The organism is Cohnella faecalis (assembly GCF_003570905.1).
Classification (GTDB): Bacteria; Bacillota; Bacilli; order Paenibacillales; family Paenibacillaceae; genus Cohnella; species Cohnella faecalis.
This window is the reverse complement of the sequence record NZ_QXJM01000030.1, coordinates 58,887-76,208: the sequence shown is the minus strand read 5'-3', so window position 1 is coordinate 76,208 and position 17,322 is coordinate 58,887. Positions and strand designations below refer to the sequence as shown.

Genomic DNA, 17,322 nt, shown 5'->3' with positions numbered 1-17,322 from the left:
TCACCCTTTAAGTAATCAAGGCCGCTTCGGCGGCTCCCGTGCCGATCCCGCGATAGTCGAGATGGATTCGGCGCTCCGGGGGCAAGGCGTTTCTCCCGTCGATGAAGAGCGGTCGTTTCATCAGCTCCCGCAGGCGATGTCCGTCCAACGCCAAATAAATCGGCCATTCCGTTACGAGCAGCGCCGCTTCCGCATCCTGGAGCGTCTCTTCCAAATCGGAGGACGCCTGTACGCTCGCCGGAAGCAACGACCTGGCTTTATCGAGCGCTACCGGATCGTGAACGGCGACGACGGCTCCTTCCGCCAAGAGCGCTTCGACAATCGGAAGGCTGGGCGTTTCCCTCAAATCGTCCGTTCCCGGCTTGAACGTAAGGCCGAGCACCGCGATTTTGCGACCGCGAAAGTCAATAAGCTCCGAACGGAGCTTATCGATAAGCGTAAACTTCTGGGACCGATTCACTTCGATGACGGCGGACAACAGCTTGAAATCGTAGCCGTTCGCGTCGGCGATATAGTGAAGCGCCCGCGTATCCTTCGGAAAGCAGCTTCCTCCGTAACCGATTCCGGCTTGGAGAAAAGCGCCGCCGATTCGGGTGTCCGTTCCGATAATGCCGGCGATGTCGATCACGTCCGCGCCTACTCTGTCGCACAAATTGGCCATTTCGTTAATAAAGCTGATCTTCATGGCGAGATAAGCGTTCGCTGCATATTTGCCAAGCTCGGCGCTGCGAAGCGTCACCGTAATGAACTTCACCGGAGCAAGCCCCCGAGGCCGAGGCAAATCGAAGGGCTCCTCGAACTTCTGCTCCAGCAGCGGAAGGTAGAGCTCCCGCAGCGTCCGCCAGCCTTCCGGCTTGCCCCCCACAACGATTCGTTCCGGGTACAGGGTGTCCGATAAAGCTCTGCCTTGACGCAAAAACTCGGGATTCGACGCGACCGACACCCGCGCGCTCAACCCTCGGGCGGCGACTTTCTCCGCCAGACGATCGCCGGTGCCAACGGGCACCGTGCTCTTGTTGACGAGCAGCGTCGGCGTTAGCTTGCCCGCGAGGGAGCCAAGCACCTGATCGACGGCCTCGTGCAAGTAAGAGAGATTAGGCGAGCCGTCCTCTCTCGCCGGGGTGCCGATCGCTAGAATAACCACTTCGGCGTTTCGAACCGCTTCCGCGTAGGAGACGGTGAAATGCAGACGCGGGCGAACCGCTTCGAACAGCGATTCCAGCCCGTGCTCGTGAATCGGCATGACGCCCGCAAGCAGATTCTCGATCTTGCGTTCGTCGATATCTACGCACGTCACGCTATGTCCGATAAAAGCCAAAGATACGCCGGTCGTCAGACCGACGTACCCCGTACCTATTACAGTAACGTTCATAAGGATCCTCCGACCGGTGTAGATTCAATAAGCATTATTAGGAAAAATCATGACCTTGACCGTCTTAAGGATGATTCGGATGTCCATACGGATACTCCGGCTGCTGATGTACAACAAATCAAGCTCTACCATCTCGTCGAAGCTAAGCGCGTTTCTGCCGCTCACCTGCCACAGTCCGGTACAGCCCGGAGTCACTTCAAGGCGCTGCCGATCCCGCGCGGAATATTCATCCACCTCGCGCTGCAGAGGCGGCCGAGGTCCTACGAGGCTCATTTCGCCCCGGATCACGTTGATCAGCTGCGGCAGCTCGTCGACGCTCGTTTTTCGCAAAATTTTACCCAGCTTCGTAATACGGGGGTCTTCCTTCATCTTGAACATTTTGCCGGCTACTTCGTTGCGGTTCAGCAAATCTCCAAGCATGGATTCGGCATTCGTGACCATCGTGCGGAATTTGATCATATGGAACGGCCGGCCGTTTTTGCCTATCCGGATTTGGCGAAAAAACACGCTGCCTTGGCGATCGCTCATTTTGACGCCTGCGGCGATGATCACTAGAAACGGACTTAGGACGACAAGCGCCGCGGTCGCGATAACGACGTCCATCATACGCTTGAAGCCCACATAAAAACGAAGTCCCTTCTGGTTGACTTGCGTCCTGGCGCCGGGGAAATAAGTTCCGCTTCCGTATGCAAAATCCAATTCCTTCGAAGGTTCCGCCATAAGAGCCCCCTATTATCCGATTACGCGGGCCACATACTCGGCACGCACAATCCTCTCCATGGATTCCAGCAGAGGAGCGCGGAGTTCTTCGTTGCTCATGGCGAAATCGATCGTCGTCTGGATGAATCCGAGCTTTTCCCCTACGTCGTAACGCGTTCCGTAGAAGTGATAAGCGTATACTTGCTGAATCTCGTTCAATTTCTGAATGGCGTCCGTCAGTTGGATTTCTCCGCCTACTCCGGTTTCTTGCGTCTCTAGGAACGGGAAAATATCGGCCGTTAGAACGTAGCGGCCCATGATCGCCAAATTCGAAGGTGCCATGCCGAGAGGCGGCTTTTCCACAAAATTGTTTACCCGGTAGAGCTGGCCTTCCTTGCCCGAAGGATCGATAATGCCGTAACGCTGCGTCTCGATATCCGATACGGGCTGAACGCCAATAATCGAGGCTCCTACATGGTCGTACTGCTGAATCATTTGCTTCAGGCACGGAACCTCAGAACGAACGATATCGTCTCCGAGAAGAACGGCGAACGGCTCGTCGCCGATGAAGCGCCTGGCGCACCAAATGGCGTGACCGAGCCCTTTGGGCTCCTTTTGCCGGATGTAGTGAATATCGACCTTGGAAGACCTTTGAACTTCCTCCAGAAGCTTCAGCTTCCCTTTTTCGACCAAATTGCTTTCGAGCTCGAATGCATGGTCGAAATGATCCTCGATCGCCCGCTTGCCTTTCCCCGTTACGATGAGAATATCCTCAATTCCGGATTCGACCGCTTCTTCCACGATGTATTGAATAGTCGGCTTGTCGATGATAGGCAGCATTTCTTTGGGCATTGCCTTGGTCGCCGGCAAAAAACGAGTGCCGAGTCCCGCTGCGGGAATAATCGCTTTTCTCACTTTTTTCATCAAATCCACCTCCAATTCAAATTCGTCTGTGCTCGCAGTTCGAAAAAATAAGACCAGGGCATCTAACCCCTCCTCACGCCATACCCTCGACGATTCACGTCTAAGGCTTTCCAACCCACAGCATGGCCGAGTGCCTACAGTGATAAAGGTGCAGTAGACATTACCTAAAGCTCGTTTGGCGCTATTCGATTAAATTTTGCGTTTGGATTTGTTGATGACGGTTCCGAGCAGCGGCGTGCCGATATGCTCCAGCGTCTTCGCCGCTTTCTGAATTTGCGCCCGGGGGGTCTTGGCATATTCGATGACGAGAACGACTCCGTCCGTGGAGGATGCCAAAATTTGAGAGTCGGCTGCCGACAACAGAGGGGGAGAGTCTACGATGATCCGGTCGAAGGTTCCTTTGAGCTCCTTGAACAGCTCGCTCAAATTTTTCGACGAGAGCAGCTCGGTCGGATTGGCGGGAAGAGCGCCCGAAGTAATGACATGGAGGTTAGGATAGGACGTTTCCTTGATCACGTCCCAGATGGCGGATTGATCGAGCAAATAGTTGCTCAGTCCTTCCCTTCTGGGCTGGTCCAAAATCGAATGAAGCGAAGGATTGCGAAGGTCCGCGTCGACGAGCAGCACTTTTTTGCCGGATCTGGAATAGGCGAGAGCCAGGTTGACGGCTGTCGTCGTCTTGCCTTCTCCTCGATGCGAGGACGTTAAGGCGAGTACCCGGGCCTCTTGCTTGGCCGTCGAAAATTCGATGTTCGAGCGAAGGCTGTGATAGATTTCCGATATTTGCGAGAGAGGATTCAGTTCCATCAGCAACGCCGGTTTTGCGGTCGATTTACTCATAGCGCTTGCTCACCTGCCTGCAGCGATTTGGATGTGGGGCCGGAATATCTCCGTTTGAAATCGCGTTTCTTCATCTTCGGTATGGCGGCGAAGGACGGAACGCCGACGAGCTGCCATATTTCTTCCTCCGACTTGATCGAATTGTCCAAGTACTCCAGCAGGACGATTAAGCCGGCGGATAGCATGAGCGAGACGGCGAACGTAACGGCGACGTTAAGCTTGAGATTTTGACCGTAAGGGCGGGTCGGCTCATTTTCCTTCGCTTTCGTCAGGATGGTCACGTTGTCGACCTTCATAATTTTGGGGATTTCGGCTTTGAACACTTCCGATACCGCGTTGACGACTCGCGCGGCGAGAACGTAATTGGAGTCTGTAGCGGAGAGGGACATGACCTGCGTTTCGTTGACGGCATATACGTTGACCATCCCGATCAACTGGTTGGCAGTGAGCCCGAGCTCGGGGTACTTTTCCACGACCTTATCCATGATTGCGGGCGTTTGAATAATTTGTTTGTATGTTTCGATAAGCCTGATGCTGGTGCCGATCGACGAGAAATCCATTTGCTCGGCGCCGAACGCTTCGATCGTTTTGTTGACGATCAGCTTTGTGTTCGCCGTGTAATAGCTTGGCGTAAAGTTCTTCGTGTACATGTAAGCTGATGCGGTGGCCGCCGCTACGATCAGCAGCACGATCCAGAGCCGCGCCTTCAAGGCGGAAACATAACGCTTCATTTCGATTTCCATGTTTTTTCCTCCTCGTAGCAACTGAATCGTTCTGCACAATTTGCTACGTAACGTATCGTAATGTAGCTTTAGTTTATGATACATAATGTATCTTGTCAATGGGGTTTCTTGGAGTTTTGTCGTCTATTTTCATACGTAATGTATCAAAAAAGCCCGTTGCAGCAGGTTTTTTCTATTAAGCGCTTTCATTATGTTACGTTTCGGAACATTGATTTGTCGAAAACAAAAAAGCCCGAATCCCGCTGTCCAGCGGGATCGGACCTCCATGGAGAAGCGCCTCTCGGCAGCTCTCTCTATCGATGAAATGAATAAATTATAAGCTTTCCGATTGTTGGTTATCGATAGAATTAATACTAAATAATGGTATAATTAAAACAAGATTAACGAAGAGGGGGAGTCATGTTGAAGTCGAAAATTTTACTGCAACTGCTTCGTCCCGGTTTTTGGAAATTCACGATTATTTCGCTGCTAAAAAGGTATGACGAGCATTCGGTCGCCATAACGAAGCTAGGAGCTTACAATGGAGCGATTATCGACTCTACCGTATCCTTGAAGCAGCCGGAGCAAATCTATCTCGGCCGCAACGTTCACATCGGGCATGGCTGCGTACTGTGGCCGGGAACCGGTAAAATAACGGTAAGCGACGACGTGTTGCTCGGCCCCTACGTCCAACTGTTTGCCTCCAATCACGGAATTCGGAAGGATCTGCTCATCGAGCGACAGGAGCAACACGCGAAGGACGTGTCCGTCGAATCCGACTGTTGGCTGGGGGCAGGCGTTATCGTCGTCCCGGGCGTCACGATTTCGAGAGGAACCGTCGTCGCCGCCGGCGCCGTCGTAACGAAGGATACGCCGCCTTATTCGATCGTCGCCGGAGTTCCGGCCAAGGTTATATCGCTAAGAGCCGAGCAATGAGCTCTCATCCTCGCACATCTCTAATCCGTTCTTCTCCTTCTGCATTCGACTCGTCATCGGACTGATTGCCCAGCAAATGACTGAACAGATTTCTCTTATCCTTGGCCAGCTGGCCGAACCGCCCTCTCTGGACGATTCGGCCTTGGTCGATCACGACAACTTGATCGGCGTTGCGAATGGTCGACAGACGATGGGCGATTACGATGATCGTCATTTTCCCTTTCAATCTCTCGATCGCTTCCTGGATTTTCGATTCGTTCTCCGTATCGAGCGCGCTTGTCGCCTCGTCCAGAACGAGTACCGACGGCTTTCGCAGAATCGCCCTCGCCAGCACGAGCCGTTGGCGCTCTCCTCCCGACAGCCGTACTCCCCGGTCACCGATGAACGTATCGAGGCCTTTGGGCAGCTTGCGCACGAACTCCGAGCACGCCGCGAAATCGAGCGCCTCCCACAGCTCGCCCTCCTCTGCGCCGGGCTTCACCATAAGCAAATTTTCCCGTATCGTATCGTTGAACAGGAAAGGATCCTGCGGCACGTAGCTGATCGAACGCCGCAGCGCCACCAAATGGGCGTTGGTCAGAGGAACCCCGTCCACGACCACTTGTCCAACCTCCGGGAGCATCAAGCCCATGAACAGATCGATAAGCGTGCTTTTGCCGGCGCCGGATTTCCCGACAATTGCGGTCATTCGATTCGCCGGTATTTCCAAGTCGATATTTTGCAAGGCGAATCGCTCGTCCTGACGGTTGTAACGGAAAGAGACATCCCGGCATTCGAGGGAAGTTTTGACCTCCAATGGGCGGACGGGATGGTCGGCTTCGTCCCCGATGGCGAATTCGGCGGCTTCCCGACATTCCTGCTGGAGCCGAAGGACGTTCTTGTACGCGGGATAGAACGATGCGATCTGCTCCACGTTGGATTGAAACCCGGTAAATCTCGGCCACAGTCTGGTGAAGATGATAACAATGAGGAGCAGCTGCGCCCACGGGGTATGAAAAATTTGAACCGACAGCAGAATGAAGCCCGAGATTAATATGGCAGACGCGATCTGGTAGAAGAACTGCGTCGTCGTTTTCAATTTGATAAATTCGGATTGCTCCTGCAGCACGCGCGAGCTCATCGCTCGCATCCAGCCAAGGCGCGAATATTCGAGCGTATGGGTCTTAATATCCTTGATCCCGTTCATTTGGTCGGTAATGCCGGCCAAGTAGAGTCGAGCCAGTTCCGTCGATTGCGTTCCCAGCTTTTTGGCTCTGCGAATGAATTTGCGAGAAAACAAGGCAAGGACGATTCCGCTGGCGAGCACGAAAGCGGTAACCTCGGGAGACAGCCAGAACGCCAAGCCGATTTGAATCATCGTGTAGATGACCGTCGCGAGCAATTGCAAGGACAGGGTAATTCCGCCGTTAATCCGGGCGATCTCCGAAGTAAGCGAGCTGATCATGTCCGACTTCCTTCTTTTGATGAAGAAATCCCAATTGGCCTGCAGCAGCAGCCGGTACGTCTCCGTTCTCGTCGCCAAATCGAAGCTCTGATTGATCTTGATGTTCTGAAGCGTCACCTGGCGCTTTAAGAAGCTCTGAGTCGTAACGACCAGAACGAACAGCCCCAATATGGCGGGCAGTACCCATGGCGCCGGTATTTCATGAATGAATCCGAACCATTTTGCCAACGGGACCTCGTCGTCCTGCAGGCCGGACATTCCGCTCAACGTAAGCATCGGCACGAGCATCACGATGCCAAGCCCCTCCAGGAAGCTGACGAACACCATCCCCGAGACGTTGAACAAAATTTTGTTGCCGGTAAACTCGTAAAGCCGCCTTATAAAAAACCAGATTGGTTCCATTCCGGATACCCTCCTAAGTCCATGCGTGTTTTCTGGCCTTTCTCCACATCCACAAAAAAGGACGGAGAGGAAAGTACAGGAAGTGAACCGGTTTGGGCAGCGGCAGCGTCTCGACATCCTTCGGATAAGGATACAGAAAGCTTAGGGCGTACAAAATCTTCTGCCGAAACGATTTCAGGGAGAACAAATACTGCTTGTGCTTCCGCTCCAATTCCGGAGGCGGATTCTCGACCATCTCGCGAATGAAATACAACGCTTGCCGTCCCAACGTCTGCGCCTTCGTTCCAGACGAATAGCGGCGCATATCCGGGGTTAGCGGCGTGCTCCAGAGAGCCGAGATCAGGTACAGCGATTGGCCGACCATGTCGCGGGCTTGATAGCGATCCATCAGAGCTTCGATCTTTGCCCACTCGTCCGCATGCCTGCAAGCCAGAATGTCGATATCACCGAGCCAACGAACCCGAAACCAGCCGTGTCTGGCGCCGTGAGTGACCAGATACAAGAATGAATCCTCGGCTCCGAGGTAATGAATGGGAGTGGGAGTCATCTCAGATATTCTTCTTCGCTCCCACAGCTCTTCGAATCCGGGCTCTCTCGAAGGCCCGGGGCTTAATCTCCAATGAATTTCGAGATTAATAGGCAAGTCGGGATGATCGTAGCCCGCATGGTGCTGTCTCCATCTCCAGCCGTTCAGAATGTTCGGCACGAAGTCCACGCACTTATATCCCAGCTGCGTCAACAACCGATCCGTCTTGTCCACATCGTCGATAGGGATCATAATATCGAGATCCTTCGAGGTGCGAAGAGACACGTCCCCGTATAGCTCGCGAGCAAGCGGCGGGCCTTTCAGCACGATCGAGCGAACCCCTTGATCGGCAAGCAGCGCGCAAATTCTCTCCATCTCTCCGGTCAGACGAAGCATCCGAAACGTGTTCTTCTTGTATTCGCGGCTCAAGTCTTGAATCAACGGCTGCGGAACCCACGGCAAAGCCGCTTTTTTCAAGATCGCGTACAAGCTCGGATACACGCGATGATGCATGGCGAGCCGTTGAAACCGGCCCCAATCGATGTCCTCGTACGGCGCCGCCTCCGCAGACAGCGGCTCCCCTCCGTTCTCCGTACTCAGCATGCGTAGCAACAGCCGCAGCTCCTGGGGCAATCCGTCAATATCCGTTGAGCTTCTAGCCATCATTCCATCCCTCTAGTCCTTCGTGATTTATACTTTTGGCGAATTTCCCCACGACGGTGAACTTTCTCATTTCTTCCGCGCCTGTCAAGTAGAACGTACCGCTGCGGAGCCAAGCGTGGGCGATCATCTCCCCGTTCTTGTCCTTGGCGGTGCCGAGATACAAGGTGCTCTCGATTCGGCGTCTTTCCAGCATTTTCATCCCGGCGATCGCGCGAACGAGGCATTTGCTGCTCCAGAGCGTATGGCGGCTGACCATGTGGAGCGCAGCGGATATTTTTTTCAATTCGTTCCTGTCCGCCGTTCCGGGTTCATGCGGAGTTTCCTCCATAGGGCTTCCTAAGGAAGGAGCGACTTTGGTAAAAGGCAGAGCGATCAAAAATCGGGCCCAAGCCAAATACAGGAACGATTCGATCAGCAGCCCCCTGTACCCGTCACGCATGGAAAAAAACTTGATCGCATGCTTCGCCGCGTTCATTTGAGCTTAACCGTCTCACCGACATGGATCAGCTTTTCCGCCGACAATTGCTCCAGAAAAACCAGCACATGCCGCTCGCATTCCGCCCGATCGACCGAGAATTCCTCCAGCAGCAGATTGACAACTTGACCGATGCTGATCGGAGATGCGATCAAATCCCAAATTCGCCCTCCTATTTCGCCCAGGTTGTAATATTTTCCGTTACTCACGCTCAGCATGACCTTTTCCCCGTCCATGTCGCTTACGACGTTGCCCTCGCCTTGCAGTACGTAATTCGTCGCGTTCAACTTCGTGTCAGTTGCCATAGGTCGATCCATCCTTTTGTATCGTATTGAGAATGATAGCGGCCAGCTCGGGAGCGGTAAATCCTGTCGCCGGACGCTGCAGACGGTAAATCCCGGCTTTGCCGGACAACTGCGCCGTCTTCTGAAAATGCCAGTCGGTCAGACCAAGCCGCGGAATCCAAAACTGGCGGTACGTGTGCGCATGCAGAACCGCAAGCCGCTCCAAGCTTCGAACGGGCGCAAGCGAAGGCTCTTCGCCATCCGACTTCACCAGCTCGAACAAGCCGGCCAAAGGCAGCGGCTCCGTATGATAGCTGGAGACGACGGGAACGGCGAATTTGGATTCTCTCCGGAAAATCGGGCGATAGTGCTCGTTCGACATCCCGAAGCCGTCCAAGCTTTGCTGCCAAAGCTTTTGCTGGGGATAGGACGGCGTCACCATCGGCGTTCCGTCTTCGGCGAACGTTACGGCGATAACGTCGTCGCTCACGAGAGAGTACCCTTGACGGAGGAAAGCGGAAGCAAGCGTCGACTTGCCGGCGCCCGATTCTCCAATAATCGCGTACGCTTTGCCGTCAACGGCTATCGCGCTTCCATGAAGCGGCAAAATTCGCCGTTGGAGCAGCAAGGCTCCCATGGAAGTGCCCAATATATACAGGCGAACCTGGTCTTCGTCGGCGTCTTCGGCGGGGCATACTCTGATTTTCTTACCGTCCTGAATATCGAACGTCGCCGTGCCGGGTATTTGGAACAAGATCCGGTTTTCCAGAACGACGGATTTCCGGTTAGGCTCGACCAGTCGGTTCCAGTCCGCCGTCAAATCCGCGGCTTCGATAACGACATCCGCCAATTCGGCTTCCCCTTCCAGACGCGGAAGCTCGGGAAGCGCAAATCCGCTTTCGACGGCAAAGCCGAACGCCCGGTACAGCTGCTTCTGAATCGTATGAACCATTTGTCTTCACTCCAACGTCTCGATCGTTAATGACAAAGGCCCTCATACGTAATGCGTATAAGGGCCTTTGGTAAGGCGGGCATTAGCTGTGGTGCTGCGTAGCTTCGTCCGGATCCAAGGAGTCCGGAATCGTAACACCTGGACCTGCGAAAGTCATTTTCACGTCAAGCACTTCAAGCGATGGTTGTTTCCACTCTTTGTTCATCTTATTCACCTCCTCTCAAGCGATGGGCGAACCGGTACACGATGAGACTGCGCATTAATATCGTGAACTCGGCCGTATAAATCTGTCTCGGATCCGGCACTTCGCGATACTTGGAAGCCGCCGCTTTGACGACCGGAATGTTAAGCCATTCCGCCATCTCTCTATCCTCGCACAGCCGATCTACCTCCCGGATGAAAGACTTCCATGCCGGCGCCATTCGTTGAATGCCGTCCGCTCCTTGGATGCCTCTCGTCTTATAATTCAACCGGATTTGATCCGGGAGGAGATTAACGGTCGATCTTCGAATAAGCGCCCTGTCCATCCCGTCCCGAACGTATTGGTCGATCGGCACCGACAAGCAGAACCGAATGACGCGCAAGTCGTTCGTCGGGTCGCGATACCACATTCCGTGGCGCAGCGACAATTTCGTTCCGCTCGTTCCGCTGTTCGTCCAATGGTAGCACTCCTCGAATTGCTTCGTTCTGGCGTGGATCATATCGGGAATCGCAGAGCCCGACAGGTCGATGCCGTTCCGTTGCAGCTTCTCGTACGCTTGCGTCCGCTCGGCGAACGCCGGATGGATCAGCTGGCTGAGAACGGAACGGTCGCCCGGCGAAATCCGGGGAGGAAACAGCCTATCCTTCATATAACCAAGCAGTCGGCGTCTTCCGATGCCTTTGTTCCGGCTGTAGAGGTAAAGCTCCCGGTGCAGCGTAAACCATTTGAGCCTCTTCAACAGCTGAACGTAGTATTCGAGCGCCGGACCGAAGGACACCGTGAAGTTGCCTCTTCCGCCATTCAAGAGAACGCCGACGTCGTTGCGCTTGGCCGTCTCGTAGATGCCGTTGAACCAGTAAGAATTTTCGACGAATTTGTAGGGCATTTCCATCGTGTCCAGCCATTCGTCCATCTCGGTCAGAGGGCTCTTTCCTTCAAAATCGAGGTAGTGGTCCTTGATGTTGCCCACATGCTCGACCGTCGAGCGAATCAACGGCCTTTCGTCGGCGACCCGGCTCTTCGTCGTCCAATCGTCGAAGCTTTTCAGAGGAATCGCGCTGTAGGTGAACAGCTGCTTATTGTCCCGTCTCAAAGCTTTGGCCGCAAAGCTGGCCACGGAGCCGGAATCAAGCCCGCCGCTCAAGAAGGAGCCTACCTGGCGAAATGTCCGAAGCCGCGATGCAACCGAAGTCCGGAACACATCCCTGAACGCTTCCTCGTACTCTCCGTCGTTCTTCAGACGCAACGTGCGCGCCTCTTCGAAAGTCCGGTATCGGCTTATTTTGACCGCTCCGTCCGTTACGCTGATGAAGTGGGACGGGGGCAATTGCTCGATTTGGCGGTGTACGGTGGAACCGGCATCCACGGTTTCCAGTCTGCCGGGATTGGCCAAGTATTCGGCTAGCCATTGCTCGTTCAAAGCGTTGCTTATATAAGGAAGCGAAAATAACGGTTTGATTATTGTGCTGAAGGCGAACCTCCCGCTTGCCCTGGCGAAGTAAAGCGTACGGTTTCCCGAGAAGTCCCTAGCTCCGAACAGCCTCCGCTCCGCTTCGTCCCAGATCATGAAAGCGAAATCTCCGACCAGATGACTCGGGGATTCGTCGCCCCATTTGCCGTAAGCCAGCAGAATGAGCTGACTGTCCGGAATAATCTTTCGAATCGACCGATCGACCTGCAGCTTTTCGAACAGCTCTTCGCGGTTGTCGAGAATGGCGTCCGCCGTAATCGCCAGCTGCCTTTGTTGATCGTAGCAAGGCAATATTTCGCCGATCGATTCGGGCGTAATCCATTGCGCATGGCAGCCGAGAAAAACGGAGGAATGTTGCCAAATCCGAGAATCGTCGGAAGGGTATGACGCTAACGCTCTCATCAAGCCCATACCGTGATCTTGAGGCACGGATTCCCCGTCGTTCTGATAAATGCCGACTATCGCGCTCATGCTCTTACCTCCACTGTAACCGCGTCAAGTTGATAGATTGAATTAGTTTGTCGAATATTCCGAATATTTCGACGTTATTCGCCTTCTTGCGTGCCATCCATGCTTCCATGTGTCGAAGATGAACAGCTTGAAGTACAGTCTGTATTTGTAGTAACGCACGCTTTTGACGCGAAGCCGGGCATCCCGGATGGCCGGGTAGCTCCACAGCGTTCGCCTAGGCTCAAAGGGCAAAGGCTTGAGCTGATCAAGCTTCGGAAAAACGCGGTATACGATCGACAGCGCTGCCTTCAGCCGGTTCACCGTTCGATCGGCGGCCGCCTGGGCGAACAGCTCGGCGTAATCAATCGAGGAGCCGAACCGATAAAGCATCTGCGCGATATCCAGCAAATATCTGAGGGATTCCATCCGATGGCGGACGCCATGGAGGCAAATCGCGTAGAACGTATGCGTAACCGACAGCTCCCGTACGAATCGGAATTGTCCGAGCGGCGCGGAGTCTCGCCAGAACGGTTCGGGATCCAATTCGGACCATCCCGGCTTATCCAGCGTCCAATGCAGCTCTACCAAGGGCGCGCCGTCAACCGCTTTCCGAAGGACCGCATGATTGTGAATGGTCTCCTCGTGCCGGTAACCGAAAGCTTTCAGCCATTCGATCGCATCCTGCAGCTGCTCGGGCCGAACGAGAAGATCGATGTCCCCGGTAGAGCGGGCGGTGAAATGTCCGAAATAGTTGGCCGCGAACTGGATTCCTTTTAATGGAACGACGGGAATGTTCGCTTGCTCGAATATCCGGAACAGCTGCCGTTCGAACCATTGAATCCTGATGTTCCGGAAACGGCCGGGCTCGGCGTATCTTTTGAGGCGCCGGACAAAGTCTTCAGGCACTTGATCCGTCTTCCCCGATTGCTGAAGCGCGGTCAGAACTTGAGAGGCGATACCGAACAACTCGATCTCTTCCAGAAATCCCCGGTAGACCGCTTCGTTATGCGGCGCGGGCGTCTCCTTGTCATAGAGGAAACGAAGGAGCGTTGCTACCAATCCGGCACCCCCTTCCGATCGTCGAGTTGATACTATCTGTATCATTTGAGTTTTACTGTATAATACGTGTATCAGGTGTGTCAATCACTTTTTTTAAAAAATCTTAATCTCAAAACTCGATTTTTTTCGCATTATATGTTACGATTTGTATCAAATAATTAGAACTTGATAGGAGGATAATCAATTGGAATTTCGCTTTTTACGGCCGAAATGGGTCATATCGACCGTTGCGGTTGCCCTTATCTCCTTGTTGCTATGGCTATTCGCTTCTTGGGATCCTATTCCGGGTCAATCCGATTACACCGCCTCGGCTTCCTCCGTTCCGGTCCAAGGAGAATTAAACCGCTCCTATGTCGACTGGAAACAACAACAAATCCCCTTCGGAGTCTCCTCGTTTGATTTGGCTCCTTGGCGTTCCTATATGGATACATGGGACGCCAGCCGCTATCTGGAAACTCTCGGTGTCGTCTTCAACGTCTCCGACAATGAAGCCGACGCGACCGCCCAATTGCTCTCTGAGGCCGGAGTCCGCTCGGCTCGTGTCGAAATCGGCTGGGGAAATATCTCTTTCGATAACGAGGCCAAATTAAAAGAGCCTCAAATAAAGGGCTTTGAAAAAATAATCGCAGCACTCAAAAAACACGGCATCCGTCCCATCATCCTCCTTAATGCCAACTCCGGCAATCCCGTTCCGAACAAATTTGTCGACATCAAGGTCAAAAAATTCGCAGCCAAGGGAAGCCGGCAGATTTATGTCGAGAAGACGGCGGGAATCGTGCCGAACTATACCGGACTGATCGGGCAAGCCTATCAGACGATGTTTCCGATCATCACTTCCGTCGACTCCAAGACCGGCTTATTGAAGCTTTCCGCGCCGCTCGCGAACGACGTCAAGGCGGGAACGCTGCGCATTGTCCAGATGAAGTATCGTCCGTTCGCCGGAACCGTCTTCTCCGACGGCAAGAGCAATCCGTCGGCCACGGAAACGATCAACGGATGGAAGAAGTATTTGCAGACGCTGACAACGTTCTTGAAACAATCGCTCGGAACGACTTCTTCCCCGTCCGACGCGGGCTTCGATCTCGAAGTATGGAACGAGATGACGTTCGGAAGCCAATTTCTCGACATTAACAACTATTACAATCCAAAGCTCTCCTTTTCCAAGCTCCCCTCCTACACGCTGGGAGGCCGTACGCAGGAGGGCCCCGAGCTTCTTCTCCCTCTTACGATCGATTTCGTCAATAACCGGGACAACAAGCTGCCAGGCGTCCGAGTGATCAGCGGCTTCTCCAATCAGCGTCCTTGGGAGAACGGCACTGAGATGTTCGCCGGCCAGACCGGCTTCAGCCGCCATTATTACACCGGCTACAATGGCGAAGCGTCGATCATAAAATCCGACAAGAACACGGCAACGAAAAAGTTCATGTCGGCAACGGGGAACGTTACGGAAGGCTCCTCTTCCTATATTCCCGAGCACATCGAAGCGATGCCCGAGCATTGGTTCTATGCCTATCACACGGAATTTGTCGTACGGGACATTCAGCCTTATCCCGGTCCGTGGAGCCAGCATTACCGGTACGCCAATCCCGGCAACGGCAAGCAAGCGGAAGTATGGATGACGGAAACGAACTGGTGGCGCTGGCCGTTCGCCCAGAAGGTGGTATTGGCCGCCAAAGTGTCGGAGACCGACCCGAGGTTGATTTCGCTCATGCAAAATATCGGCGCGAAAGCTACGCTTCGCACGTTCACCTTCTATAGCCACAAGGGAGTCAAGACCGTAGACATGTATGCCGCCAAATCCGGCGATTTGTCTCACGGAGTGTTCTCGGATGCGTTCTTCAAGGAGCTGGCCGCCAACAATTATCGATTGACCGACTCCGCAAGACGGCTGGCCGGACCTCAAATCCAGACGCTGATCCGTACGGCGAAGCTGATGAGGATGGGCAATAAAATCGAAAATCCCCGTCCGATCGAGGTCACGAAGCTTGTGGAGCTGAATGAGCGAATTGCCCTTAAGGGCAACGGCACGGAGGAGCATCCGAATACGTACAACCGGGACGACTTCGCCATTCTTCCTTTTCAGTTGACGGAGAACAAGTTCGCCATCGGCTACTATGTCGTAACGAGAGATTTGACGAAGGAATGGCAGAAGGACAGAAGCTTGCTGGATCCGCAGCGGTATGCAATGCCTGCGCAAAAGTTCGAGATCACCCTCTCGAACATCGACGGCAACCGCGCATCGGTCTATTCGTACGATCCGCTTACCGACAAGCGCATTCAAATGGGTATTTCCGCCAAGACGGATACGACGCTTACCGTGGAAGTGGAAAGCGTGGACTACCCCCGTTTTCTGATCGTCGAGGAATCTCGATCCATCGCCGGGCCCATTCTATCCGACGTGAAGCTCGAGCAGGAAGGCCAAAATACGTTCCTGTCCTTCCGTTCGAACACGGCCGGCAACGCGACCGTCTCCTGGGGACCGTACCCGGCCCGTTCCGGCGGCTCCTTCCAGTTGGATCTTTATGCCGATACCCAAGCGGTCACTCCGCTCAAAACCTATCAGACGAATTTGATCCAGACCGATCTGGCGCCTTCTTTGACGAAGGGCGCTTGGAAGTGGACGGGAACGATCGTGCCGAAATATTCGGAAACCTATTCCTTCGCTCTGGACACGAACATCTGCAAAGCGATCTTGAAAATCGACGGTCAGACGGTCATCAACGGCTGCGCAAGCCCGATCAAGGCGGGAACGATCGACCTTATCGCCGGTCAGACGTATTCCTTGGAGCTCGCATTCATCAACGATCATGAGAATCCGCAATATTCTACTTTATATTGGGCGAGCCAGAGTCAAGCCAAAGAGCCTGTCACTGCGGATCCCAAAGGACAGCGAACGGCCTCCGTCGCCATGGATGGCGTAAATCGCGCGCGTATTCCATTACCCGGCTTCGAGCGCGGCCACGGAGTCAAGATCGATTTCGCTTCTTCGGAAGGCAATTTGCAGACGCGCTTCCCTCAATGGAACTACGACGTTCGAGGCGTATGGTGGAAGCCTTAAACCGTTGACTCCTTCGGCGTCCTCTGGACGTCGAAGGAATTTGCGTCGGTATCGGATGGGGGGGGCGCGCCTCTGTTTGCTGACGGGCAGTTGTTTAACTGTAATAGATACAACTATCCATCCCGGAGAGCCGCGCCGATGGGATTGTGCTGCAAAAAGTACCGTTATTTTTTGTCATTTCGGTGCTGAGCGCTAAAAACGACCTTAGTACATGTACCTTCTGCAGATAATATCGTTCGAATACCGATCTATCCTAAAAGTAAATGTATGTTTTGCAGCTGAACGTAGGGTTGGGTGTGTAACGTAGGGCTAGGGGTGTAACGTGGGGCTAGCGGTGTAACGTGGGGCTAGGCGCGGATCGTCTATTAGCTCGCTGTAGCGCATCTCCGCCGCTGTAGCCCAACATTTATTGGCTACTGGCTCGCTGTGACGCATCTCCGCTGCTGTAGCCCAACACTTATTGACTACTGGCTCGTTGTGACGCATCTCCGCTGCTGTAGCCCAACACTTATTGGCTACTGGCTCGCTGTGACGCATATCCGCCGCTGTAGCCCAACACTTATTGGCTACTGGCTCACTGTGACGCATATCCGCCGCTGTAGCCCAACATTTATTGGCTACTGGCTCACTGTGACGCATATCCGCTGCTGTAGCCCAACATTTATTGGCTACTAGCTCACTGTGACGCATATCCGCTGCTGTAGCCCAACATTTATTGGCTACTGGCTCGCTGTGACGCATCTCCGCCGCTGTAGCCCAACACTTATTGGCTACTGGCTCGCTGTGACGCATATCCGCCGCTGTAGCCCAACATTTATTGGCTACTGGCTCACTGTGACGCAT

At 53.9% G+C, this 17,322-nt stretch carries 15 protein-coding genes; 2 read left to right on the top strand and 13 right to left on the bottom strand.

Going from position 1 to position 17,322, the window contains the following annotated elements; genetic code table 11:
- Nucleotides 1-7 precede the first annotated feature (7 nt).
- From D3H35_RS09595 to D3H35_RS09575, 5 genes are all read right to left on the bottom strand, one after another.
- Nucleotides 8-1,372, bottom strand: coding sequence for a UDP-glucose dehydrogenase family protein (locus D3H35_RS09595; RefSeq protein WP_119148867.1), 1,365 nt, complete (start codon nt 1,370-1,372; stop codon nt 8-10).
- 24 nt (nt 1,373-1,396) lie between these two features.
- The gene (locus tag D3H35_RS09590) at nt 1,397-2,092 is read right to left on the bottom strand and encodes a sugar transferase (RefSeq protein ID WP_119148866.1); all 696 of its coding nucleotides are present in this window, start codon (nt 2,090-2,092) and stop codon (nt 1,397-1,399) included.
- A 12-nt stretch (nt 2,093-2,104) separates the two neighbouring features.
- Nucleotides 2,105-2,995 carry a UTP--glucose-1-phosphate uridylyltransferase GalU gene (galU, locus tag D3H35_RS09585; RefSeq protein WP_119148865.1) on the bottom strand — a complete coding sequence of 297 codons (891 nt, stop codon included), beginning with the start codon at nt 2,993-2,995 and terminating at the stop codon, nt 2,105-2,107.
- 189 nt (nt 2,996-3,184) lie between these two features.
- Complete coding sequence (locus D3H35_RS09580) at nt 3,185-3,835, bottom strand: CpsD/CapB family tyrosine-protein kinase (protein ID WP_119148864.1); 651 nt, start codon at nt 3,833-3,835, stop codon at nt 3,185-3,187.
- Nucleotides 3,832-4,578, bottom strand: coding sequence for a YveK family protein (locus tag D3H35_RS09575; RefSeq protein WP_158594030.1), 747 nt, complete (start codon nt 4,576-4,578; stop codon nt 3,832-3,834). The genes D3H35_RS09580 and D3H35_RS09575 overlap by 4 nt, the downstream gene beginning before the upstream one ends.
- Nucleotides 4,579-4,977: 399 nt before the next feature.
- On the opposite strand from D3H35_RS09575, the gene D3H35_RS09570 reads away from it, so the two are divergent.
- Nucleotides 4,978-5,493: an acyltransferase gene (locus tag D3H35_RS09570; protein WP_119148862.1), complete on the top strand. Its 516-nt coding sequence runs from the start codon at nt 4,978-4,980 to the stop codon at nt 5,491-5,493.
- A 4-nt stretch (nt 5,494-5,497) separates the two neighbouring features.
- Here the strand turns inward: D3H35_RS09570 and D3H35_RS09565 are convergent, their stop codons facing one another.
- The 8 genes from D3H35_RS09565 to D3H35_RS09530 all read right to left on the bottom strand — a co-directional run bounded on the left by D3H35_RS09565 (nt 5,498) and on the right by D3H35_RS09530 (nt 13,421).
- Entirely contained in the window at nt 5,498-7,339 is a 1,842-nt protein-coding gene (locus tag D3H35_RS09565; RefSeq protein WP_119148861.1) for an ABC transporter ATP-binding protein, read from the bottom strand.
- A 13-nt stretch (nt 7,340-7,352) separates the two neighbouring features.
- The gene (locus D3H35_RS09560; RefSeq protein ID WP_119148860.1) at nt 7,353-8,531 is read right to left on the bottom strand and encodes a nucleotidyltransferase domain-containing protein; all 1,179 of its coding nucleotides are present in this window, start codon (nt 8,529-8,531) and stop codon (nt 7,353-7,355) included.
- Nucleotides 8,521-9,003, bottom strand: a complete 483-nt coding sequence (locus D3H35_RS09555; protein ID WP_119148859.1) for a lasso peptide biosynthesis B2 protein — start codon at nt 9,001-9,003, stop codon at nt 8,521-8,523. The genes D3H35_RS09560 and D3H35_RS09555 overlap by 11 nt, the downstream gene beginning before the upstream one ends.
- A complete protein-coding gene (locus D3H35_RS09550; RefSeq protein ID WP_119148858.1) occupies nt 9,000-9,308 on the bottom strand; it encodes a lasso peptide biosynthesis PqqD family chaperone in 309 nt (102 codons plus the stop codon). The genes D3H35_RS09555 and D3H35_RS09550 overlap by 4 nt, the downstream gene beginning before the upstream one ends.
- The gene (locus D3H35_RS09545) at nt 9,298-10,239 is read right to left on the bottom strand and encodes an HPr kinase/phosphorylase (protein ID WP_119148857.1); all 942 of its coding nucleotides are present in this window, start codon (nt 10,237-10,239) and stop codon (nt 9,298-9,300) included. The genes D3H35_RS09550 and D3H35_RS09545 overlap by 11 nt, the downstream gene beginning before the upstream one ends.
- 82 nt (nt 10,240-10,321) lie before the next feature.
- Nucleotides 10,322-10,444, bottom strand: a complete 123-nt coding sequence (locus tag D3H35_RS09540; RefSeq protein ID WP_119148856.1) for a paeninodin family lasso peptide — start codon at nt 10,442-10,444, stop codon at nt 10,322-10,324.
- A gap of 1 nt (nt 10,445) precedes the next feature.
- Nucleotides 10,446-12,383, bottom strand: coding sequence for an asparagine synthase-related protein (locus D3H35_RS09535; protein ID WP_119148855.1), 1,938 nt, complete (start codon nt 12,381-12,383; stop codon nt 10,446-10,448).
- A 42-nt stretch (nt 12,384-12,425) separates the two neighbouring features.
- Entirely contained in the window at nt 12,426-13,421 is a 996-nt protein-coding gene (locus D3H35_RS09530) for a nucleotidyltransferase domain-containing protein (protein WP_158594029.1), read from the bottom strand.
- A gap of 184 nt (nt 13,422-13,605) precedes the next feature.
- Between D3H35_RS09530 and D3H35_RS09525 the strand changes: the two genes are divergently transcribed.
- The gene (locus D3H35_RS09525; RefSeq protein WP_119148853.1) at nt 13,606-16,479 is read left to right on the top strand and encodes a PA14 domain-containing protein; all 2,874 of its coding nucleotides are present in this window, start codon (nt 13,606-13,608) and stop codon (nt 16,477-16,479) included.
- The last annotated feature ends 843 nt before the right edge of the window (nt 16,480-17,322 follow it).

What these genes read in the sequence shown, in the direction of transcription:
- D3H35_RS09595 (WP_119148867.1), bottom strand. Translation starts at nt 1,372, where the DNA reads ATGAACGTTACTGTAATAGGTACGGGGTACGTCGGTCTGACGACCGGC.
- D3H35_RS09590 (WP_119148866.1), bottom strand. Translation starts at nt 2,092, where the DNA reads ATGGCGGAACCTTCGAAGGAATTGGATTTTGCATACGGAAGCGGAACT.
- galU (WP_119148865.1), bottom strand. Translation starts at nt 2,995, where the DNA reads ATGAAAAAAGTGAGAAAAGCGATTATTCCCGCAGCGGGACTCGGCACT.
- D3H35_RS09580 (WP_119148864.1), bottom strand. Translation starts at nt 3,835, where the DNA reads ATGAGTAAATCGACCGCAAAACCGGCGTTGCTGATGGAACTGAATCCT.
- D3H35_RS09575 (WP_158594030.1), bottom strand. Translation starts at nt 4,578, where the DNA reads ATGGAAATCGAAATGAAGCGTTATGTTTCCGCCTTGAAGGCGCGGCTC.
- D3H35_RS09570 (WP_119148862.1), top strand. Translation starts at nt 4,978, where the DNA reads ATGTTGAAGTCGAAAATTTTACTGCAACTGCTTCGTCCCGGTTTTTGG.
- D3H35_RS09565 (WP_119148861.1), bottom strand. Translation starts at nt 7,339, where the DNA reads ATGGAACCAATCTGGTTTTTTATAAGGCGGCTTTACGAGTTTACCGGC.
- D3H35_RS09560 (WP_119148860.1), bottom strand. Translation starts at nt 8,531, where the DNA reads ATGATGGCTAGAAGCTCAACGGATATTGACGGATTGCCCCAGGAGCTG.
- D3H35_RS09555 (WP_119148859.1), bottom strand. Translation starts at nt 9,003, where the DNA reads ATGAACGCGGCGAAGCATGCGATCAAGTTTTTTTCCATGCGTGACGGG.
- D3H35_RS09550 (WP_119148858.1), bottom strand. Translation starts at nt 9,308, where the DNA reads ATGGCAACTGACACGAAGTTGAACGCGACGAATTACGTACTGCAAGGC.
- D3H35_RS09545 (WP_119148857.1), bottom strand. Translation starts at nt 10,239, where the DNA reads ATGGTTCATACGATTCAGAAGCAGCTGTACCGGGCGTTCGGCTTTGCC.
- D3H35_RS09540 (WP_119148856.1), bottom strand. Translation starts at nt 10,444, where the DNA reads ATGAACAAAGAGTGGAAACAACCATCGCTTGAAGTGCTTGACGTGAAA.
- D3H35_RS09535 (WP_119148855.1), bottom strand. Translation starts at nt 12,383, where the DNA reads ATGAGCGCGATAGTCGGCATTTATCAGAACGACGGGGAATCCGTGCCT.